General features: G+C 40.7%; 17 protein-coding genes. 10 read left to right on the top strand and 7 right to left on the bottom strand.

Annotated features, from left to right (window positions below; all coding sequences use genetic code 11):
- Positions 1 to 268: 268 nt before the first annotated feature.
- Complete coding sequence (locus tag E0D70_RS16940; RefSeq protein WP_165942924.1) at positions 269 to 1,363, bottom strand: GGDEF domain-containing protein; 1,095 nt, start codon at positions 1,361 to 1,363, stop codon at positions 269 to 271.
- 464 nt (positions 1,364 to 1,827) lie between these two features.
- Here E0D70_RS16940 and E0D70_RS16935 point away from each other — a divergent pair, with 464 nt between their 5' ends.
- The gene (locus E0D70_RS16935) at positions 1,828 to 3,282 is read left to right on the top strand and encodes an aldehyde dehydrogenase family protein (protein WP_133013457.1); all 1,455 of its coding nucleotides are present in this window, start codon (positions 1,828 to 1,830) and stop codon (positions 3,280 to 3,282) included.
- Between the two features lie 253 nt (positions 3,283 to 3,535).
- Here the strand turns inward: E0D70_RS16935 and E0D70_RS16930 are convergent, their stop codons facing one another.
- Together E0D70_RS16930 and E0D70_RS16925 are read right to left on the bottom strand one after the other, a co-directional pair.
- Positions 3,536 to 5,605 carry a TonB-dependent copper receptor gene (locus E0D70_RS16930; RefSeq protein ID WP_133013456.1) on the bottom strand — a complete coding sequence of 690 codons (2,070 nt, stop codon included), beginning with the start codon at positions 5,603 to 5,605 and terminating at the stop codon, positions 3,536 to 3,538.
- Between the two features lie 50 nt (positions 5,606 to 5,655).
- Positions 5,656 to 5,997, bottom strand: a complete 342-nt coding sequence (locus E0D70_RS16925) for a DUF2946 domain-containing protein (protein WP_165942923.1) — start codon at positions 5,995 to 5,997, stop codon at positions 5,656 to 5,658.
- Positions 5,998 to 6,376: 379 nt separating this feature from the next.
- Here E0D70_RS16925 and E0D70_RS16920 point away from each other — a divergent pair, with 379 nt between their 5' ends.
- Genes E0D70_RS16920 through E0D70_RS16905 form a run of 4 tightly spaced genes read left to right on the top strand, consistent with a single transcriptional unit; the run spans position 6,377 to position 8,790 of the window.
- Positions 6,377 to 7,054 (top strand): MotA/TolQ/ExbB proton channel family protein, encoded by a 678-nt coding sequence (locus E0D70_RS16920; RefSeq protein WP_207923295.1) that lies wholly within the window; start codon positions 6,377 to 6,379, stop codon positions 7,052 to 7,054.
- On the top strand, positions 7,044 to 7,466 hold the full coding sequence (locus E0D70_RS16915) for an ExbD/TolR family protein (protein ID WP_133013454.1): 423 nt from the start codon (positions 7,044 to 7,046) through the stop codon (positions 7,464 to 7,466). Before E0D70_RS16920 ends, E0D70_RS16915 begins: the two co-directional genes overlap by 11 nt.
- The gene (locus E0D70_RS16910) at positions 7,463 to 7,894 is read left to right on the top strand and encodes an ExbD/TolR family protein (RefSeq protein WP_133013453.1); all 432 of its coding nucleotides are present in this window, start codon (positions 7,463 to 7,465) and stop codon (positions 7,892 to 7,894) included. Before E0D70_RS16915 ends, E0D70_RS16910 begins: the two co-directional genes overlap by 4 nt.
- Positions 7,891 to 8,790: an energy transducer TonB gene (locus tag E0D70_RS16905; RefSeq protein WP_133013452.1), complete on the top strand. Its 900-nt coding sequence runs from the start codon at positions 7,891 to 7,893 to the stop codon at positions 8,788 to 8,790. Before E0D70_RS16910 ends, E0D70_RS16905 begins: the two co-directional genes overlap by 4 nt.
- A gap of 110 nt (positions 8,791 to 8,900) precedes the next feature.
- On the opposite strand, the gene E0D70_RS16900 is transcribed toward E0D70_RS16905, so the two are convergent.
- Positions 8,901 to 9,554, bottom strand: coding sequence for a peroxiredoxin (locus E0D70_RS16900; RefSeq protein WP_133013451.1), 654 nt, complete (start codon positions 9,552 to 9,554; stop codon positions 8,901 to 8,903).
- Between the two features lie 131 nt (positions 9,555 to 9,685).
- Complete coding sequence (locus tag E0D70_RS16895; RefSeq protein WP_133013450.1) at positions 9,686 to 11,029, bottom strand: sigma-54 interaction domain-containing protein; 1,344 nt, start codon at positions 11,027 to 11,029, stop codon at positions 9,686 to 9,688.
- A 208-nt stretch (positions 11,030 to 11,237) separates the two neighbouring features.
- Between E0D70_RS16895 and E0D70_RS16890 the strand changes: the two genes are divergently transcribed.
- From E0D70_RS16890 to E0D70_RS16870, 5 genes are all read left to right on the top strand, one after another.
- A complete protein-coding gene (locus E0D70_RS16890) occupies positions 11,238 to 12,116 on the top strand; it encodes an MBL fold metallo-hydrolase (RefSeq protein WP_133013449.1) in 879 nt (292 codons plus the stop codon).
- A 59-nt stretch (positions 12,117 to 12,175) separates the two neighbouring features.
- Positions 12,176 to 13,753, top strand: coding sequence for a bifunctional protein tyrosine phosphatase family protein/NAD(P)/FAD-dependent oxidoreductase (locus E0D70_RS16885; protein WP_133013448.1), 1,578 nt, complete (start codon positions 12,176 to 12,178; stop codon positions 13,751 to 13,753).
- Positions 13,754 to 13,766: 13 nt separating this feature from the next.
- Positions 13,767 to 15,476 (top strand): SulP family inorganic anion transporter, encoded by a 1,710-nt coding sequence (locus E0D70_RS16880; RefSeq protein WP_133013447.1) that lies wholly within the window; start codon positions 13,767 to 13,769, stop codon positions 15,474 to 15,476.
- A gap of 88 nt (positions 15,477 to 15,564) precedes the next feature.
- The gene (locus E0D70_RS16875; RefSeq protein ID WP_133013446.1) at positions 15,565 to 16,317 is read left to right on the top strand and encodes a helix-turn-helix domain-containing protein; all 753 of its coding nucleotides are present in this window, start codon (positions 15,565 to 15,567) and stop codon (positions 16,315 to 16,317) included.
- 162 nt (positions 16,318 to 16,479) lie between these two features.
- Positions 16,480 to 17,382 carry a LysR family transcriptional regulator gene (locus E0D70_RS16870; protein WP_133013445.1) on the top strand — a complete coding sequence of 301 codons (903 nt, stop codon included), beginning with the start codon at positions 16,480 to 16,482 and terminating at the stop codon, positions 17,380 to 17,382.
- Between the two features lie 171 nt (positions 17,383 to 17,553).
- Here E0D70_RS16870 and E0D70_RS16865 read toward each other — a convergent pair whose 3' ends face one another.
- Positions 17,554 to 19,128, bottom strand: coding sequence for an L-lactate permease (locus E0D70_RS16865; RefSeq protein ID WP_133013444.1), 1,575 nt, complete (start codon positions 19,126 to 19,128; stop codon positions 17,554 to 17,556).
- Between the two features lie 521 nt (positions 19,129 to 19,649).
- A complete protein-coding gene (locus E0D70_RS16860) occupies positions 19,650 to 20,939 on the bottom strand; it encodes a TRAP transporter large permease (RefSeq protein ID WP_133013443.1) in 1,290 nt (429 codons plus the stop codon).
- Positions 20,940 to 20,960: the final 21 nt, after the last annotated feature.

Below are 20,960 nucleotides of genomic sequence, written 5' to 3'. Positions count from 1 at the left end.
ACGAATAAACAATCGCCCAAGAAAGTGTCTAGGGTTCAAGCAACCAGCTATGATTTTCAAGGAATTATGCTTGGTTGCTTGAAATGAAAAGTGTCGCACTTCGGACTTGAATTCAGGTGTATCGATCTCAACGGAGCGTCCTCAAACGGCCATACTTAAGGCGGTTATACACTTAATACTGGAGGTGACGAAATCAGAATGGAAATCTGGTCGCTGGAAGGGTGAACTACTTCTATAATCAACTGATGTTGATTTATTATTTAGACTATCAGTAACATACACGGTTCCGGCCTTTCTTTTTAGCGATATAGAGCTGTTGGTCTGCTTTTTTATATAAGTGTTCTATCAATGTATTTTCTTCATTTAAGTCAGATAGGCCAATACTAAGCGTTATTTTTATCTGAGTGGTATTATAATAAAAAATTTCATTTTCTATCGATATGCGTATTTTTTCTGCGATAGACTTCGCATCATAAAGCGACGTATGGTTAAGTAAGATAGCGAACTCTTCACCCCCAATACGAGCAAAGATATCTTCTTTACGTATGATCGCTTCAATTTCTTTCACTAAACTCATTAATATAAAATCGCCAGCATGATGGCCGTAGTTATCATTTACTTTTTTAAAGTGATCGACATCGATCATTAAAAGTGATGCTTTCTTACGCTCCATATAAGAGGATAGAATTATATCCTGAGATATTTCAAAAAAATATCGACGATTATATATATCTGTAAGGTTGTCGATGGTTGATAATCTTCTAAATTTCTCAGTATTTTTCTCTAATTCATCATGAGCTTTAATACTTGATATGCGGCTGTATAATATAGATTTTGATAATAAAATAGTGGCCGGTATATAAATCAAGATGAGTGCAATTAAAGCAAGGTGCTGATGTTTCCCATGATAGAGCAAAATGATTATTTGTGGAATTATCATAGCAAAGAAGAAAGTCAAGTACGCTTTATGCAACGAAGACATAGATAAGGTAGCCGCAGTGATAATACCTATGATCATTAACAAGCTGACTAATTCATAAGGCTCAGGTGCGTAGATTGTTACTAATATCGATGATATCGTCCATGTTGAAGCCTGAAATAGGTTTAAAGTTATAAAAAAACATTCATCTTTTCCTATATTCTTTTCATCTTCTAATAATAAGTTTTTCTCAAAGCTTTTTATATTATGCATGCGTAATGCAGCTAAGATTATCTGAAGGAAAGACCAGGCAACTAAATCTATTGCTGGTATATATTTGATAAATATCAAAAAATACGTTGCAGTAACGATCAGCATTGCAACCATTGCTCTAGGCGTTTGATCGATCAGAATTCTTATAAGTTTTGGATGAGTGGTAGACATCATAACTCCTGTGACACTCTCATACAGAATAAGGGGCGATATTATCTTTGCTTTATAGAATCTTTGATTAAACAGGTGATCAGTTGGCTGTTCTTTCTCATGGTTTATCAATCCTTGATTTTAGTAATAATCCAAAAATTTGGAGTAAATGGCCGTATTTTAGCTTAGGAAACCTAAGATCCTTTAGAAAACAATCGGTTAATTAAACAGTACCAGATTAATTCGTTTAAGGAACTAAAATTTACTATGCAGAAGAGAGTAACTATAAGCTGCAGTAATAGCATGATCTTTACAATGCCTGATAATGTCGATTTTGTTGGGCTTGTGTTTAATTGTCTTTTCTCTTTTGTTAAGAATCAATAAATGATAAATAATGGTTAAGCTGTTTATTGCCTTGCACCGAGGGCTATCATAGCCCTATCTTAAGGTGTCATAACATTTTTTATTGCTGAGAGTCATTATTCATGAACAACACGACTGTGCTTAACACCCCCGAATTGTGTGAAAAAAACACAACAGACGGACTGGCCCAATGCCTTGCTCAGCAGCGTGAGTCTTTTGTTGTGCATGGACAAGAAAGTTATGAAGAGCGCAAACAGCATCTGCTTAATCTGAAGCTATTACTGACCGAAAATCGTGAAGCAATCATTGAGGCGATCAATCAAGACTATGGCAATCGCTCATACCATGAAACGTTGTTGGCTGAAGTGATCACCGTGATCAGTGATATTACCAGTACGGTTAAGCATCTAAAAAAATGGATGCGTGTTCAAAAGCGCAGCGTGGATCACAGCTTGTATTTGGGCGCTAAAAATCGAGTTATTCCCCAAGGTATTGGGGTTGTTGGATTTATTATTCCTTGGAATTTTCCACTTAACTTAAGTTTTTCAGGGTTGTCTGCTGCCTTTGCCGCAGGAAATAGAGCCATGGTTAAAATGTCGGAAAATTCGGTGTCTTTGTCTGAGTTATTTAAAGTATTGAGCCCGAAGTATTTTAGCTCAGACAAACTGCAATTTTTCACGGAAACGGGTGCGGTGGGTATTGCTTTTTCAGCGTTACCATTTGATCACTTAATGTTCACTGGATCAGGTGCGACTGGCAGAAAAGTGATGGCCGCTTGTGCGTCTAACTTAACGCCAGTTACGTTAGAGTTGGGGGGTAAATCCCCAGCGGTGATTGATCCAGAATTTCCGTTAGTAAAAGCAGTTGAGAGGATCATGTTCGTTAAGCAATTTAATGCGGGGCAGATCTGTACTACGGTCGATTATACGTTTGTGCATCAAACACAATTAGCGCCTTTTATAGCGGCCTGTAAAAAATGGGTTAAGAAGCACTGCTCAGATATTCATCATAAAGACTACACTTCGATTATAGATAATGCCGCCTTTGCTCGTTTGCTCGAAACCGTTGACGATGCTCAAAAACAAGGTGCGAGTGTTATTAATTTAAGTGGGCAAGAGTCTGATGCGAAGACTCGAAAATTCCCATTGATGTTAATTTTAGATGCGACAGACGACATGATCATCAGCCAGCGGGAGACGTTTGGGCCTATTTTAATGGTAAAAACCTATCAGCAGGCCGATGAGGTAATTCGTTACATTGTACAGCGTGATCGCCCCTTAGCTTTCTATCCATTTAGTCATAATAAAACAACAGTAAGTCACTATATAGACAAGATTCTTTCTGGTGGTGTATCGGTAAATGATGCCTTGTTTCATGTGGGTCAGCATGACCTACCTTTTGGGGGCATCGGAGGCAGTGGCATGGGGCATTATCATGGCTATGAAGGCTTTGTTACGTTTTCAAAAATGCGGCCTGTTTTCTATCAAGCGAATATCTCAAGTGCCAAACTTTTAATGCCACCCTATGGGAAATTAGCCACTCGAATACTGAATTTCATTGTAAAACTCAAATCATAACCTTAACGCTAAGGTATTAAGCAAAGGGACTAGATGCAATCTAAACAGAGATAATATAATCTGATTATTTTTAGTGCATTACTCGCCTAGGGAGATCATTGGATAGGATATTACGGATTACTCTTTAGATAGAGTCTTTGGGGAAAGAGGCTATCTAATCTTTTCCAGATTATGAAAAGCCAATGCGACCTGAATCCAGATGGCATTGGCTTTTTAACTAAGTTCAAAGGTTAATATGCTTTAGTTGTGGATATTAGAACTTCACGCTGAGACTTGCCCAAATCATTCTACCGGGTTGGTTATATGCCTCAGTACCTGCATAGCCGAATGCTGCACTCCCTGCTTTATTCAAATGCTCGCTGTAGCTCGTATTTGTTAAGTTATCTATCCCTGTCGCCAATGTTAGATACTGATTTGCGTGGTATTCTGCATTAAAACCAAGGGTAGCAAAGCCAGTAGATTGATCAAAATCGTAGCCAACAACATTACCACGATCTTCATTAATGCGGTTTTGTGGTGCAACTAAGCGCAATATGGTATTTGTCGTCCACTGGTCGCGTTTATAGGTTAGCCCTAGTTTGCTTTCAAGAGGTGCGATTTGTGGCAAAGGGTCATTGTTGTCTGTGTCTTGCCCCCAAGCATAGGCGACAGAAGCATTGGTACTCCAATGCGGAGTCAGTTGATAGCGTGCACCGACTTCTGCGCCTGCTATAATCGCATCAACATTACCTACCTTATCTACCTTGGTTATTGATGAGTTTGAATAATCAAAAATAATATAATCTTTAATGATCCCCGTATAAGCAGAGACCCACCAGCTCAGATTTTTGATTTTATAATTTAAGCCCACATCAATTTGAGTGGTTTTTTCTGGTTGCACACCAGCAAACGCATTGGCTGCACCGGATAAACTACTGTTAGTAGGTTTTATTTCCCAATAATCTGGAAAACGCTCAGAGTGACCTAATCCTATGTAAACGGTGGCCGGCATGTGACTAAGGTCGCGTTCTAAACGGGTGAACCCACTCGTTAGTGTTTTATTTCTCGATTCACCAGCCGTCGCTGTAGTATTGCTTTCATCGGTTGCGTGGTAATTATCAAAACGTAATCCACTGACAAGGCGCTGGCTATCATCAAGGAACCAAGTTAATTCAGAGAAAATACCCGATTGTTGCTGAGAGTAATCTTCATTGCCCGCGCTGTTGGCGGTTATACCTGAGCGATGAACTTCCTGTTTAGCATCAATGCCTGTGATTAAGCTTAATGTGTCCCAGTCCCAAGTGGAGGCAACGCGACCGCTTTGAGTTCGACGATCTAGCTCTTTTCGCATAGCCTTCTTACTGTAGAGAGGACGAAGAGTATAATTGTCCATTACATGGTCGGCATAGGCATAGTTGAATTGCGCCTCTAGCTTACTCCAGTGTTCGGACATGTTTTTCTTTTCGAAGCGTAATGCAGCAGTCTCATGCAAGAACTTAGTGCCATCCATACCACGACCAGCGTACTTAGCTTCGCCATCACCACGGCCTAGTTCTAGTTCAAGCCAAGTATCTTTATCTGGCGTCCAACCAAATGCGACACTACTGTTCCATTTGTCCCAAGCGGAAGCAACGGATTTACTATCTCCATCTTTATAATCGTTGGCTTCAGATTCATTTGCAGCGAGCCGGACATAGCCTTTCTCATTACCAACAGCTCCTTCTAGTCGTCGATCAAAGCGACCATAAGTGCCAGCCATTACGCTGGCCTCAAAGCGGCTGTTTTTTTCTGAAAAGTCTTCTCGTTTTCGATCAAAAAGTACGGTGGCTGCCGAATTACCAGGCCCCCAAAGAACGGTTTCTGGCCCCTTAATAATACTAACTTCGTCATAAGCGGCTGGGTTTATATACGAACTTGGGTTATCCATACGATTAGGGCAGGCGCCGAGCATTTGTGCTCCATCGGTCAAAATGGCTAATCGCGAGCCAAACATACCTCTAAACGTTGGGTCGCCATTAGTGCCGCCGTTCCCAATTGCTGAAAAGCCTGGAATTTGAGTTAGTACAGAAGCGCCATCAGAAGCAGACTGTAGGGCAGGTGTTTCATTTAAGTTGATACTTGTCGTAATTGGGGATGCCAGTGATGGGGCGGTCACCACGATCGCATTACTGAATGTTTTTTTATTACCCGTAGTGTCATTATCTGCAAACGAGTTACAGGTATAAAGCGCCGCTCCTATCATGGTTAATGCCAAAGGCAGTTTGGCAATTTTCGAAGACGTTGCAACCATAAGCTGTGTGTTATTCTGCGGACACAAAACACCGCAATGTTGTACTTTAGACATTGTAAGTTTACCTACATAAATATGCTGAAAAATTTAAAAAAAACTAGGCATTAACCATGTAGATTAGGGGGCGCGCGTTGTAGTGCTAAAAGAAAGAGAGTATTCGCTCTAAAGGCCGAGCGAACAAACTCGACAAGGACGGGTGTTACCTGAAAAGTCTCACGAATAACGTCAGGAATAGAACTAGATAAGAAGGGAAAGTTAAGAGCAAGTGAGCAATAACCACACTGATCAAACCAAGCATGATTCATTTTGGCATGGTCATGATCATGATCCATGCTCGACATCATCTGGCTCATTGGCATTTCAGACATCATTATGCCAGATGACATTTTAGGCGCAGTCAATTGACCAATTAACGGACCAAATGTTAGCAGAAGCATCGCAATCAAACCGATCCTAGCCTGTCTAACAGATCTGTTATTTAGTCGACACGACATCATTATTATTTGCTCAGTTATTATTAAAATGTAAAAACCGCGCAATTCTAGCGAAAAACTGACGTTAAATCCTAAATTTAAACAATATTCCTATAAGCGCGACGTATTTTGAATATTCCGCTATCAAATTAGTGAGACACCCAGATATCTGGGTAAGTGACTCACCAAGTTGTATTATTAAGTATCTAACCTTGAGGCAAAGCATAAATAAGGTGTTTATTCTGAGTCAGCTTTATACAAGTTTTGGTTATTGCAGTAGAAATGTATCGCAGATATAATTGATAATGAATATCATTTGCAAGATTAATCGTCCCTTTATTTGGAGTTCAGCGTGGATAATTCAGCACAGCAACAGATTATTGGTTTCCTTCAGGTCGGTGGACCCGTAGTTTGGATATTAATGGGCTTTTCTGTTGTCGCCTTAACTATTGTTCTGATGAAGCTTTGGCAATTTGCTTCAATTCGGGCCGAAAGTCGCAATACAGTCGATATCGCTTTGATTGCTTGGCGTAACAATAAGGCCGTTGAAGCGCTTGAGCTGCTTGATGAAAAACGCCCAGTTGATTTTCTAGTAGGCTTTTCTATTCGCTCTTTGCAAGCCGCTAATATGGATGTCGCTCTTATCCGCGAGGAGGTTGAGCGGCTTGCAATGAACAAGCTGAATCAATTGCGTTCTTATCTTCGTCCATTGGAAATTATCGCCTCTCTTAGTCCCTTGCTTGGTTTGTTAGGAACCGTATTGGGTATGATTACGGCGTTTCAACAAATGGAAGGCGCAGGTAATCAGGTTGATCCATCGGTCTTGTCTGGGGGCATTTGGCAGGCTTTGTTAACCACTGCAGTTGGTTTGGCGGTGGCGATCCCTGTCGTAACGATGCACAGCTGGTTAGAGCGTAAGGTTGAGCGTATTTCTAATCTGATCAATGATGCTGTCACTCAGGTATTTACCTGCGAAGAGGCGGAACGTTTGGTCACTAAGGCGGCGAAAGAGGTTTTACATGCCGCTTAATTTAAGCCAGCCGAAGCGCAAGACCGCGATTAGTCTGACACCCCTAATTGATGTTGTTTTTATTTTGCTGTTGTTTTTTATGCTGACGTCTAGTTTTGTACCTTGGCGTACGGTGGATGCTCCTTTAGCGGTTCCTTCTGATAAAACCGCACCCCTTAAGGAGAATGATCTTGTTGTGTTAACGTTAAAACAGAACGACCAAATGGTATGGGTAGATGGCGTCAGCTATTCTTTGTCAGATACTAGTTGGTTTAAAAAATTGGTTATAGATCATGAAAATAGTGCCTTTTCTGTGAATGCAGAAAATGGCGTGAATCTACAAACTTTGATGAATTTAGCGGATCGTCTCAAGGAAAGTGGTGCGAAAACCGTGTCTATTGCAAACGCGTTTTCGAGTAAGGACGACAAATGAAAATAGCGGATAAATTCGCGGTCAAAAATAAAACCGATGACGATGCTATGGTGCCACTGATCAATGTTGTGTTTTTAATGTTGGTCTTTTTTATGGTAGCAGGGCAAATTCGTAAAGCTGATCCTATTCCAGTAATTCCACCCAGCTCCATTAACGACCACAAGGCGGTGACAGATCCGAACGTCTTGATTGTTGTAGGAGGAAATAAACAGATTTATTTAAACGATAAATTGGTCACACTTGAGGCGATAAAGCCTGCCTTAGAAAGTCAGTTTAAACAGACACAAGACAAAGAAAAATTTTGGGTTCAAATTAAAGCAGATGGCCTTGTTCCGGTAGAGATATTGCGCCCAATATTTAGCGAAATTCGTGCATCAGGATTAACCAAAGTTAGCTTAGCCACTCAGTTACAAAGAGAGCCGAAATGATGTCTAAGCGCCATTGGTTGATCGCAGGTAGCGTGGCTATTTTTATACATGGTATTGTTTTTTATACGGTCTTTTACAAACCTTTGGAAGGCAGTAAGGCGCCGGGCGATCAGGGCATTCAATTTGATCTTGGCATGATTGGAGATATGGGGGCCGCTGCGCAAACAACGGTAGCTCAGCAAGAGGCACCCAAAACTAACGTAGAGCCGATAGAAGAGCCAAAGTCGGTGCCAGAACAAGAAGTTCCAGATATTGTAGAAGAACAGGCGTCTGAAGAAATAGAAGAAAAAACGGAGGCAATAAAAGAACCGAAGCCAGACATTGTAGAAAAGCCAGAGCTTGTGATTAAACCTAAGCCACCAGTGGTTGTAAAACAAACTTCACCCATTGTGATGCCAAAAGTAGAGCCAAAACCAGAACCTAAAGTGAAGCCAAAGCCAAAGAAGAAGCAGGATGCGCCCCTCAAGTCTACTGACGTGAAAATAACGCAAAAAGACACACAAATAGCGGATGCTAAGCCAATAAATAAGGGACCAGTTTCCAAAGCAAATCAAAAGGCTACGACGGGTCAGGCCCATGCGGCTACGACTGGTGGTCATGCGGGCGCAAAAGCTAAGTACTTTACCTTGCTGACTTCTGCGCTGGCACAAAGTAAACGATACCCACGGGCCTCTCGTCGTCGAAACGAAGAGGGTGTTGTTACTTTATCGTTTATGGCTTATGCGAATGGTGAGGTGTCTGATGCGAAAATTATTAAAAGTTCGGGGCATCAGCGTTTAGATAAGGCTGTTTTGGATATGCTGAAACGAGCAGTCCCTTTGCCTAGATTTTCTGATGACATGACTGAGAAGTCTTTGAAAATCACCTTACCAGTATCATTCCAGTTGAGTGACTAAAACATCATCACGATAGAAAACATTGTGGTGACGCTTTGTTAGTAGAGTAAACAAAAAAGCCAGATCAACATACTGATCTGGCTTTTTGGTAGAGATCTATTATGACTAAGTTAAGAAGGCATTTTAGCCATACGTAGGTAAGGTAAAACAGTGTTAATCTCACCAAATTTTTCTTTCGCTTGTTCGTCGTTTAAGGACAAAGCGACAATGACGTCTTCACCAACGACCCAGTTTGCTGGTGTTGCAATTGGTACACCATAGCTGGCTTGCAAGGCGTCGAGCGCGCGCAATACTTCGGCAAAGTTTCGGCCGACAGACATTGGATAGGTCATTGATAACTGTAATTTTTTATCTGGACTGATAATGAACACAACGCGAACACTCGCAGAGTTGGCTGCGGTACGGCCATCAGGTAAATAAGCATCGGCAGGTAACATATCCAGAGCTTTCGATACTTCTAGAGATTCATCGGCAATAATAGGGAATCCAGCTTTAGCGCCTGAGAACGATTCAATGTCTTTTTTCCATTGTTTGTGCTCTGCAACGCCATCAACAGATAGGCCAATAACTTTTGTTCCTCGTTTTTCCCATTCTGCAGAAAGTCGAGAAACGGCACCAAATTCAGTCGTGCAAACTGGAGTGAAGTCTTTAGGGTGGCTAAATAAAATAGCCCAACTATCGCCAATCCAATCGTGTAATTTGAATGTTCCTTGATCTGTTTCAAGTTCTAAATTTGGAACGATATCATTAATGCGTAACGACATAACGGTACTCCTTCGAGTGATATTTACTTAGGTAGTTAACGGCAAGCGTTTCTGCTTGATGTATAAACATTAGAGCTATCTAATGTTAATTTCAATCACTGTTTTACTATTTGTCTCATTAGTAATTACTATTATAATTCTAACTTTCGATATAACGAGCGTAGGCTGATGTTGGCGATGCTCGCTACTTTTTCTTTATCATTATTATGAAATGACATGAGGTCTGATAAATAGCGTTTCTCTGCTGTTTTTAAGTCGACCCATTCACGGGCAGTGTTTGACTCTGATTGAGGCGCTAGAAAAATAGTTTCTTGTTGGTCAGATTCCTTATCGATCTCTAAACATTCTTCAATTGTACTGCGTTCGATCACATTAGTGTCGGTCAGGATAATGGCACGATTAAGGATGTTTCTAAGTTCACGGATATTGCCCGGGAAGTCATATCGCTTTAAGGTTTGTAACGCAGAGTCAGTAAGATGGTACTCTTTTCGTTCGCTGATGCGCTTCAGTAAGGTAGTGATTAACAAGGATAGATCATCTCGGCGTTCGCGTAATGAAGGCACATAGATAGGGAAGACGTTAATTCGATAATAAAGATCCTGACGAAAATCTCCTTTGTTAACCATGTTCATTAGGTTTTTGTTGGTCGCGCATATTAAGCGAAAATTAGTGTGCTTGACGGTCGATGATCCAACTGGACGAAAGGAGCCTGTCTCGATAAGGCGCAATAGTTTTACTTGCATAGAAAGGGGGACATCACCTATTTCATCTAGAAATAAAGTACCGCCATTCGCCAACTCTACTAATCCTGTACGATTAAAGTTTGCTCCTGTAAAAGCCCCTTTGACATGACCAAACAATTCGCTTTCAAACAGCGAATCAGTAAGGCCTGAACATTCTAGTGTCACTAATGCGTGGTTGACTCTTTGGCTTCCTTGGTGAGCAGCATTGGCCACGAGTTCCTTACCGCTGCCTGACTCACCGAGTAAGAGAATAGAAGCATTACTTTGGCTGACACGAGTGATTTTTTCGAGCATTTGATTAAACTTTTTACTCGAGCCCACTAGTGTACTACTCATGTTCTCAGCGCTTGCCACTGAGACTGTGCGCAACAATTCGACAAAGAAAAGAAGCTCTCCGTGATTGTCATGAATCGGCAGCATTTCTACATCCACATGCTCTTTGCCTCTTGGTGTCTGATGAATATGAAGCACACGCTCTCTATGTCCCGTTTGCAATACAGCGGATAAAGGACAGTCTTCGCCTGCTTTATCGCAGGGAACGCTATAGCCATGAGAGACCTCAAAACATCGAGATTGCTTCTGTAATGGCACCTCGCCAAATTCTTGTCGATAATGTTGGTTGATGGCGAGAATGTGATAATCAACAGACACTAAAATAGCAGGGCAGTCGTACCCTTCAAGCATATTGGCGAGCGTTTCATAAGTCGGCGCGTCAGAAGAAATGATGTTCATAGTGATTGCCATATTTGTCAAAATATAAAGTCAAATATGACAATTAAAACCATTTCAGTCAAATCTAATTTGAAAGCTATTATTTTAAATCTATATAAATCAGTGCCTTATGAGTATTTTTTGGATTGGCACGCTTTCTGCTATATCTAAAGTATAAAGCCGCTAAGCGGTTTCGACTGATCAACAGATTGAAATAGAGGTACAAGTTATGATTGATGCTGTGATGACGCCTAATGTGGCTGTTTTTTTTGATAAACCCACGAATACGTTTTCTTATGTTGTTAAGGATCCGAGTTCATCAAGTTGTGCAATTGTAGACAGTGTTTTAGATTTTGATTATCCCTCAGGTAGTACTGGCTATAAAGGGGCAGACGAGATCGTAGAATACGTTCTTTCTCATCAGTTAACCGTTGAATGGCTAATTGAAACCCATGTACATGCTGACCATCTTTCAGCCGCTCCGTACCTTCAAGAAAAGTTAGGTGGGAAAATTGGTATTGGTGAACAGATTACTATCGTGCAAGACACTTTTAGTAGGGTTTTCAATGAAGGGGCGAATTTTAAACACGATGGGTCTCAGTTTGATTATTTATTTCATGATGGCGAACACTATAAAGTTGGTTCAATGTCATGTACTGCAATGCATACACCAGGACATACGCCAGCTTGTTTCACCCACACTCTAGGTGATGCGGTATTTGTTGGTGACACTTTATTCATGCCTGATGCCGGTACGGCTCGCGCTGATTTTCCGGGTGGTGATGCTGGAACCTTGTTCGATTCTATTCAAAAAATATTAGCGTTGCCGGAGGATTATCGTATTTTTATGTGCCATGACTATTGCCCTAATGGTCGAGAGTTAGAGTATCAAACAACGGTTAAAGCGCAGCGTGAAGAAAACATTCATGTGAAAAAAGACATCAGTAAATCGGTATTTGTTGATTTACGTGAAACGCGAGACAAGACACTCGATATGCCACGTTTAATCTTACCTTCTTTACAGGTAAATATGCGAGCAGGTCACATGCCTGAGCCAGAGGACAATGGCTTAGCCTACTTAAAAATCCCTTTGAATGCGTTTAAATAAGATAACGGTATTGTTCGTAAATGCCTCAGCAATCAAATAAAAATATCGGGAGAATAACCATGCTACGTAAACAAATCACAGACAAATACTCGGTTTCTGAGCAGATTAGCTTAGACGATGTGAATACCTTGGCAGAGTCTGGCATTACATTGATTATATCGAATCGACCAGATAATGAAGAAGAAGGGCAGTTGGCTTTTGCTGACATTGCGGCAGCGGCAAAAGAAAAGAATATTAAGGCAGTGTATATACCTTTTTCTGCTGGACAGATGGAATCGTCTGATGTTGAAGCGTTTAAAGAAGCCACGAAAGGTAATGAGAATATTCATGCTTTCTGCCGTACAGGCAAGCGAGCCTCTTTAATTTGGGAAGCGGCTAATGAGTCTTCTCAAAAAGCAAAAGTGAATAGTGTTCACTTCGACGTTGTTATTGTGGGTGCTGGTACGGCAGGGATATCAACCGCAGCGAGTCTATTGAAGCGTAAACCGAATGTGACTATTTGCTTAATCGACCCAGCGTCGGATCACTTTTATCAGCCGGGATGGACGTTAGTCGGTGGTGGTGTGTTTAGTGCTGAGAAAACGCGAAGAAACATGGCAGATGTTATCCCTAAAGGAGTTAAGTGGATAAAAGAGGCGGTGGATACTTTTCAGCCAAGTGACAATAAAGTGACGCTTGGAAACGGACAAGAAGTAACGTATCAATTTTTGGTGGTTGCTGCGGGCATTAAATTAAATTGGGATGCAGTAGAAGGCTTGTCTGAAACATTAGGCCGAAATGGTGTTACGTCGAATTATCGCTATGATTTAGCCCCTTATACGTGGGAGCTAGCCCAGAAACTTAACACTGGGAAAGCAATATTCACACAACCTCCTATGCCTATTAAGTGTGCTGGTGCACCACAAAAAGCGATGTATTTATCGTGTGATCATTGGTTCAAACAAGAGACACTTAGTAATATTGACGTCTCATTTTACAATGCAGGTGGTGTGTTGTTTGGTGTTTCTGAGTATGTTCCAGCACTTGAAAGCTACATTAAAAAATATCAAATTGGCACACATTTTAGCCATAATTTAGTCAAAGTCGATGGTCCAAATAAACGCGCGTATTTCGAAACGAAAGATGGAAATGATCAAGCTGTCATAGTAGAAGCTGAGTTTGATATGCTGCACGTTTGTCCGTCACAAACCGCTCCAGATTTCATTCGTAATAGTCCTTTAGTGGATGCTGCTGGCTGGGTTGATGTGGATAAAGAAACGTTACAGCACACCTCTTTTTCCAATATTTGGTCGTTAGGTGATGTTGCCAATAGTCCTAATGCGAAAACGATGGCAGCTGTTCGTAAACAGGCCCCAGTGGTTGCGCAAAATATTTCAGACAGTCTTGAAAAACGTCAAATTAATGCGATTTACGATGGTTACGGCTCATGCCCATTAACGGTAGAAGTTGGGAAGATTGTATTGGCTGAATTTGCTTACGGTGGGGTCGTTATGCCGACGTTTCCAAAGTGGATTAATGATGGTTCTAAGGCCACGCGCTTAGCCTGGATCTTAAAAAAAGATATCTTACCTCCATTTTATTGGCATGGCATGTTAAAGGGTCATGAGTGGTTCGTTAAACCAAAAATGCGTAAATAGTGAGAACTTAAGCATGATATTTGAACGCGTATTCCCAGCATTATCTTGGTTAAAAAACTATAACAAGGTGCAATTTGGCCAAGATGCCACGGCTGCATTTATTGTTACTATGTTACTGATACCACAGTCCTTAGCGTATGCAATGTTGGCTGGAGTGCCGCCAGAAGTGGGTTTGTATTCAAGTATTTTGCCGTTAGTTCTTTATGCCATATTTGGTACGAGTACCTCTTTGTCGGTAGGCCCTGTAGCGGTTGCTTCTTTAATGACGGCAACCGCATTAGCGGCAATTGCAGAACAGGGCACGGCAAGTTATTTAACTGGAGCCATCACACTCGCTTTATTATCAGGGGCTATGCTGGTGGTTATGGGGGTTATGAAGCTTGGTATGATTACTAATCTTCTTTCTCACTCTGTTATTTCAGGCTTTATATCAGCATCCGGTATTATTATCGCCTTGAGCCAGCTTAAGCATATTTTTGGCATTCAATCACATGGTGATAATGTCGTTACACAATTGCTTAGTATGATTAAGAATATCGGGCAATTTAATCTGATGACGTTTGTAGTGGGCGCTTCGGTTGTCTTATTTTTATTGTTAGCTCGCCGTTATGCAAAACGCTTTTTTATCATGTTAAAAGTGCCTGAAACCTATGCGTCTTCCTTAGCAAAAACAGCGCCTATTCTGGGTGTTTTATCCAGTTTAGGTCTTGTGTATGCCTTTGATTTACAAGCTTATGGTGTCAATATTACCGGCAATATACCGGCTGGATTGCCGCATTTGAGTTTGACTTTTCCTTCACTTGAATTAGTTAAGACATTGGCATTGCCGGCATTAATGATTTCAGTGATAGGTTATGTAGAATCCATTTCAGTGGGTAAAACTTTAGGCGCAAAACGCGGCGAAAAAGTGCAACCAAACCAAGAATTAATTGGTTTAGGGGCTGCGAATATCGCTTCCGGCATTTCTGGCGGTTTTCCAGTAACTGGTGGCTTTTCTCGTTCAGTTGTGAATTTTGATGCGGGGGCGGTTACTCAGCTAGCCGGTATAATGACGGCTCTCGGTATTATGATAGCCTCTGTTGTTTTGACTCCCGTACTTTTTTTCTTACCTAAAGCAACGCTGGCAGCCACTATTATTGTGGCGGTGACTACACTGATTGATTTTTCAATTTTGAAAAAAACTTGGATTTTTTCGCGCAGTGATTTTTATGCGGTATTAGCGACTATTATCATCACACTATTATTAGGGGTAGAAGTAGGCGTTGCCTCTGGCGTAGGCTTGTCTATCTTATTGCACTTGTCGCGCACCTCTAAACCTCATGTTGCTGAAGTTGGTTTGATTGAAGGAACAGAGCATTTTCGTAATGTAAAACGTTATAATGTTAAAATATCCCCAAATTTGCTTTGTTTACGTCCTGATGAAAGTTTGTTTTTTGTTAATGCTGCTTTTCTGGAAGACTTTATACTCGACTGTATTAATAAACGCCAAGACATTACCAATGTGGTTATTCAGTGTAGTGCTGTCAATGAAATTGATTTCAGTGCTTTAGAAATGCTTGAATCGCTGAATAATCAATTAAGCGCATTGCATATTACACTTTCATTGTCTGAAGTTAAGGGGCCGGTCATGGATCGATTAGAGCTAAGCGGCTTTTTGCAACACTTGAGTGGGAAAGTGTATCTATCTCAATATAAGGCATTTAAGATATTGTCTGAGATGTAATCGTTATTTTCTGTTTAGATTTTATACATAATAGGTTGTTTATCTCGACCTTAGTTAGCGTTGAAAGGTTTAAATTATAGATACTTATATGTCAAATTCTATTCGTCAGGTTAGTGATAAAGAGTCCTCTTTTCAGTGCCAGAGCTGTCAAATGAGCCTGTTTTGCTCTTCAGTTTCATTGGCCAATGAGCATTCTATTTGTTTAGGAGATGTAATAGAAAAAACGTTGGTTCTTGGCAAGGGTGAATTTGTTTGTCGACAAGGTCAAGCGTTTGACTCTGTATATGTGCTGCAAACGGGTAGTGTTAAAACATTCAATATGAATGACCTTGGGAAAGAGCATATCACGGGATTTTACCACGCGAATGATATCGTGGGCTTTAGTGGTATTGATTCTGGTTATTACCCTATTTCTGCCAAAACGTTGGAAACAACGACTATCTGTAAAGTTTCATTTCATAAACTGGAAAAGTTATCGACAGAAATACCCTATTTAAAACATCAGATTTTCAAAATAATGAGCCAACAAATAGTTAATAATCAAAGAATGCTAGCATTACTTGGAAGTGGATCTGATATAAAAGTGGCTTCATTTTTACTTAGCTTGTCTGCTCGATTTAATAGAGAAGATTCACCGTCTGATTTTTTTAGGCTAACCATGTCTCGTAATGATATTGGTGGTTATCTGGGGATGACCGTAGAAACGGTCAGCCGAGCATTCACTAAGTTTCAGAAAGAAAATATCATCAAAATAAAAGGAAAAGATATTTCGATCATAGATTTTCCTGCAATGAATAGTCTAATCGATGGTATAAAATCCACTTCTTTGGTTAAGGCGTGATTACTGTCTTGTCTTGATATGATGAGTGGTCACATTCAAGACCCAGGTCATACTAGTGCCAGTTCGTATTTCTGTATGCGCTGATTATGTTATTCTAGACCGTAAATCATTCAATAATCCCTCTGTAATATCCAAATAACCGACCCAAACCTGAGACTCAGCATGCCTGCTATAGACGATTTAATTCTATTCACTCAAGTCATTGAGCACAGTTCATTTAGTAAAGTGGCTGACCTAAATAGCATCACAAAATCCGTAGTGAGTAAGCGCATCAGTAAATTAGAAAAGGAACTTGGTGTTCAGCTGCTCTATCGAACTACTCGCAAATTGTCTCTGACAGAAGCGGGAGAAGTGCTATACCGTCGTGCAAAAAACTTAAATCAGGTAGCACAGTCTGCCTTTAATGCTATTGCGGGTTATAGTGAATCGATGTCGGGTCATATTCGTATTTCTGTACCGACGATTTCAGGTGAATTAGTGTTAGCAGAGGTTATTTCGGATTTTTGTAACCGTCACCCAGGATTGACTGTTGATATGTCGATGGAAAACGATTTTGTCGATCTTGTTGCTGACAATTATGATTTAGTTATTCGGACGGGTTACTTAGAAGATTCTAGTCTCATAGCAAGGCATCTTACCAATTCTCGTTGGGTTATTTGTGCTTCACCTGCTTACTTGGAACGCAACGGTATTCCGCAGACACCTACGGCCTTAGCCCGTCATAACTGTTTGGGATATACATACCAAAGTACTGGGACATTCGATTGGCAATTCACTCGTGATAATCAAGTCTATACTCACAAAGTCTCTGGTAATTTTGCATCGGACAATGCCGGTGCTTTAAAAAAAGCAGCGCTTGCTGGTAATGGCATTGCCTATCTTCCATCTTGTTTTGTTTACGATGAATTTCATAAAAACGAACTGACTGAAATATTAGCGGATCATGTTGGTAAAGTTGTTGGAATCTATGCGGTGTATCCGTATACCCGAACACCCTCGAAGCGTATACATGCTCTGATTGAACATATTAGAGAAGGGTACGTACAGATGAAGGACATGTTTTAGGCATTACGCTAATTCTGGCGTTAGCGCTATGTCGTTAGAACGATGCAGTTAAAAAACCTTATAAAAACCATACAAGCTTTAAATTGTGTAGCGCCTGAAACGAAGAAAGCCTTTGCTAGTGAGCAAAGGCTTTCTTGATTGAGCCTGTGTGACTATGACCAGTATGTCACCTTATAGAAAGACACTGACCACAGCGGCAATTAACCCATAAATTACCATAGGTATTACCGTCTTTTTCATGATGTAGCCTTCTTTATGGCTGATGCCCAGTATGGTCGATACCGCAATGATATTATTCAAACAAACCATGTTGCCCATTGCGCCGCCTACGGATTGCAACGATAGAATCAGGGTTTGCGACAAACCGACGCTCGTCGCAATACTTTGCTGAATACCACCAAAGGTTAAATTGGAGACCGTGGCTGAGCCTGAGAAGAAAGCGCCCAACGCGCCAAGGAAGGAAGCAAAATAAGTCCATTTATCACCTGTGATGGCTGCAAATGAATTCCCAATGACGAGCACTGGAGAATCAGTTGTTCCTAGCATCATAAATTTCACCATCACTAGGGCGCCCATTAGCGAAACAGTAGGCAACATGATACGGCGACGGCAATCAGAAAAGGCTTCAAAAACGTGTTCTTTTGACATGCGAAGAACAGGGATCGAAATGAGTACCACGATAAGAAAAGGGATCAACGCGGGAACATAAAGGGTTTTATACGCCCATGAAACGTCCGTGCCAAAAATATGAGTAAGAGAAATGGCTAAGGAATCACTCACACTAACTTGAGTGTTGCCAATACTGCCATGTACCCAAGGTGTCATATCCGTGATTATTTGCTTTAGACCTAATTGTTTGATTCGAGTAATGATTAAAATACCGACCAATAAAATCATAGGACTGATCGCAATGGCTAAGGCTTTACCACTTACACCTTTATGTTTCTCTGTGTGGCGAGTTTCTTTAGACAAGCCAATGTGATGCCGAGCAAGAAATACGCTGATGGCCAAACCGATGACACCACCGAGTAAAGCAGGAAATTCATAGTTCCATTGAGCAATCAGTAAATAAGGTAGAGTACACGACAAAATACTCAGCATGATAAATACAATATTACGACGTATGTCTTGCCAACTGACGACAAATCGCAAAGCCAGAACAGGAATAAAAAGAGCCACAATGGTCTGAATAAGTGCTGTGCATTGGGAAATGCTCAATATATCAGTATTGTCTAAATTTAAAGGCGCAAAACCAAACCAAGTTGGTGTACCAACGGCCCCAAAAGAAACGGGAATTGAGTCCATTACCAAGGTGAGCAAGATCACTTTTATTGGATTGAACCCTAAACCGACCAAAATAGGCGCCGCAATGGCCGCAGGTGTGCCAAACCCTGAAGCACCTTCAATCATAAAAACAAAAGCCCAACCGATAATCATGAGTTGCGCGACAGCATTGGTACTTATGCTTTCTAACCAATGGCGAACGGTTTTTTCAGCACCGGAAAGCACCATTACTCGATTTAAGAGTATGGCGCCAGCGATGATAGAAATTGGCGTTAATGTTGATAAAATCCCTGACATGGTATTGGCTAAAAGAAGCACATTATCCGCATGGAAATAAAATACTTGGAAGATACCGATTAAAAGGGCGGTGGCCGGCAAAGCGATGTAAGAGGGAATGGGGCGCTTTTTTGTCATTGCGTAGATTAATAAAACAATAGGTAATATGGATACCAATAAATCCATTGAAAATTCTCCACTGAACACCCTTAAGGGCATTATCTTATTATTGTTTGCTGCATATAGCGGCAATGGGCAGCCGCCAATTATAGGGAGAGAGAAAGTAAAGACTATCTAGTACTTTGAGAGGATCTATTTTTAAAAACTGACATTTTTTAATTTATTCATCGACATGATATTTTTTCATTAAAAATCAATGGTTTGTGTTTATTTTTAACTGTCAGTGTTTCGTCATTGACTAACTTTTGGAAACGATGAGTTTGTATTTTCGATACAATGATGTGAAAAATTAACCTCGATAGACTTAAAAACAGGCTCTATCTCAATACATTAATTCAAAGATAGCATGGTATTTATAGGTCATGGTTGTAAATATTGGCTAATGGTGGAGATGTTTTTCTACTTAGTGCTTTTGTACGCTGCCAAAAGTCTCTATAAATACGATGTATTTGTATTTACAGAGACACTTTCATTGTTGTTTTAACTCGCGAATTGTGTCAGGTTTTATTCGAGCAATACAGCCTAAACTATTGGGATATCATGTTGGGTAGCCATAATGATATTTCAGGGAAGACCATGATCAATACGAGTCCAAGGATCCCCATTAATGCGTATGGGAAGGCACCTACGAGAACATCTTTAATAGTAAAATCTTCACATATTGCTTTCACTACAAATAGGTTCATACCCACTGGAGGCGTGACAGCACCAATTTCCATGTTGATAACTAAGATAACCCCAAACCAAATTAAGTCGATATTAAGCGCTTGTAGAGCAGGTAATAAAATAGGCACGGTTACCAAAATAGCGGCCGCGGCATCCATAAACATACCGAGTACTAAATAAAGAATATTGACCAAAATAAGGAATTGCCAAGCCGACATATGAAGGCTGTCCATCCATTGGGCTACATCCTGTGGCACTTGTAATAGGGATAAGGTATTACCAAAAACCGACGCACCAGCGATGAGCATTAGAATCATCGCACTGGTTCCAACACTTGACATTGTTGCTTGTTTAAAGTGACTCCACGTCATGGTGCGTTTGAAAAAAACAGTAAGAATAAATGCATATACAACACCTACACCAGCAGCTTCTGTTGGTGTAAACCAACCTGCATAAATTCCACCTAACACGACTGGAATCATCATTAAGCTACCAATCATGTTTACAGTAATTGGTACGATTTCTTGAGGTTTTTCTTTCTCGTTTGTATCTGTATTATGGTTACGCATGGCGTATATTGAGTAAATAATGAAAAGCATCATTAACATCAATCCAGGTATCACACCGGCCAAAAATAGTTTATTTACGGAAGTATTCGTTACGAGTGAATAAAGAATAAAAGAGATACTTGGAGGGATTAAAATTCCTAAGGTGCCTGATACGGCAACACATCCAGCGCTTAAACGTTTAGGGTAGCCGCGTTCACGCATTTCAGGAATGCTTATAGAGCCAATAGTTGCCGCAGTTGCCGTAGATGACCCAGAAATAGCAGCAAAGATAGCACTAGCAATAGTCGCGGCAATGGCAAGTCCTCCAGGGAGCTTTCCTACAATACGTTGAGCAAAGTTAAAAAGGTCTTTACCTGATCCACCTCTTAACATTAATTGACCCATGAAAATATAGAGGGGGATAGCAATGATGACGAATGAATTCAAATCGCTATAAGCTGTTTGGGTAAGGGCATTTATTCCTGGCCCAATACCAATGGTTATCATATACCCAAGCATGCCACTGATAAGAAGTGAAATGGCAATGGGTATTCCCAGCACGAGCAAAATTGCCAACGTGGCAATCGTTAATATAAAGACCATAAATTATCCGGAAATGTGTTG

Origin of the sequence: Marinomonas flavescens, assembly GCF_004352835.1 — a bacterium.
GTDB lineage: Bacteria > Pseudomonadota > Gammaproteobacteria > Pseudomonadales > Marinomonadaceae > Marinomonas > Marinomonas flavescens.
The sequence above is the reverse complement of the archived record's forward strand: the minus strand, read 5'-3'. Positions and strand labels throughout refer to the sequence as shown.

What these genes read in the sequence shown, in the direction of transcription:
- E0D70_RS16900 (WP_133013451.1), bottom strand. Translation starts at nt 9,554, where the DNA reads ATGTCGTTACGCATTAATGATATCGTTCCAAATTTAGAACTTGAAACA.
- E0D70_RS16860 (WP_133013443.1), bottom strand. Translation starts at nt 20,939, where the DNA reads ATGGTCTTTATATTAACGATTGCCACGTTGGCAATTTTGCTCGTGCTG.
- E0D70_RS16890 (WP_133013449.1), top strand. Translation starts at nt 11,238, where the DNA reads ATGATTGATGCTGTGATGACGCCTAATGTGGCTGTTTTTTTTGATAAA.
- E0D70_RS16915 (WP_133013454.1), top strand. Translation starts at nt 7,044, where the DNA reads ATGCCGCTTAATTTAAGCCAGCCGAAGCGCAAGACCGCGATTAGTCTG.
- E0D70_RS16895 (WP_133013450.1), bottom strand. Translation starts at nt 11,029, where the DNA reads ATGAACATCATTTCTTCTGACGCGCCGACTTATGAAACGCTCGCCAAT.
- E0D70_RS16940 (WP_165942924.1), bottom strand. Translation starts at nt 1,363, where the DNA reads ATGTCTACCACTCATCCAAAACTTATAAGAATTCTGATCGATCAAACG.
- E0D70_RS16905 (WP_133013452.1), top strand. Translation starts at nt 7,891, where the DNA reads ATGATGTCTAAGCGCCATTGGTTGATCGCAGGTAGCGTGGCTATTTTT.
- E0D70_RS16935 (WP_133013457.1), top strand. Translation starts at nt 1,828, where the DNA reads ATGAACAACACGACTGTGCTTAACACCCCCGAATTGTGTGAAAAAAAC.
- E0D70_RS16875 (WP_133013446.1), top strand. Translation starts at nt 15,565, where the DNA reads ATGTCAAATTCTATTCGTCAGGTTAGTGATAAAGAGTCCTCTTTTCAG.
- E0D70_RS16880 (WP_133013447.1), top strand. Translation starts at nt 13,767, where the DNA reads ATGATATTTGAACGCGTATTCCCAGCATTATCTTGGTTAAAAAACTAT.
- E0D70_RS16910 (WP_133013453.1), top strand. Translation starts at nt 7,463, where the DNA reads ATGAAAATAGCGGATAAATTCGCGGTCAAAAATAAAACCGATGACGAT.
- E0D70_RS16885 (WP_133013448.1), top strand. Translation starts at nt 12,176, where the DNA reads ATGCTACGTAAACAAATCACAGACAAATACTCGGTTTCTGAGCAGATT.
- E0D70_RS16870 (WP_133013445.1), top strand. Translation starts at nt 16,480, where the DNA reads ATGCCTGCTATAGACGATTTAATTCTATTCACTCAAGTCATTGAGCAC.
- E0D70_RS16865 (WP_133013444.1), bottom strand. Translation starts at nt 19,128, where the DNA reads ATGGATTTATTGGTATCCATATTACCTATTGTTTTATTAATCTACGCA.
- E0D70_RS16930 (WP_133013456.1), bottom strand. Translation starts at nt 5,605, where the DNA reads ATGTCTAAAGTACAACATTGCGGTGTTTTGTGTCCGCAGAATAACACA.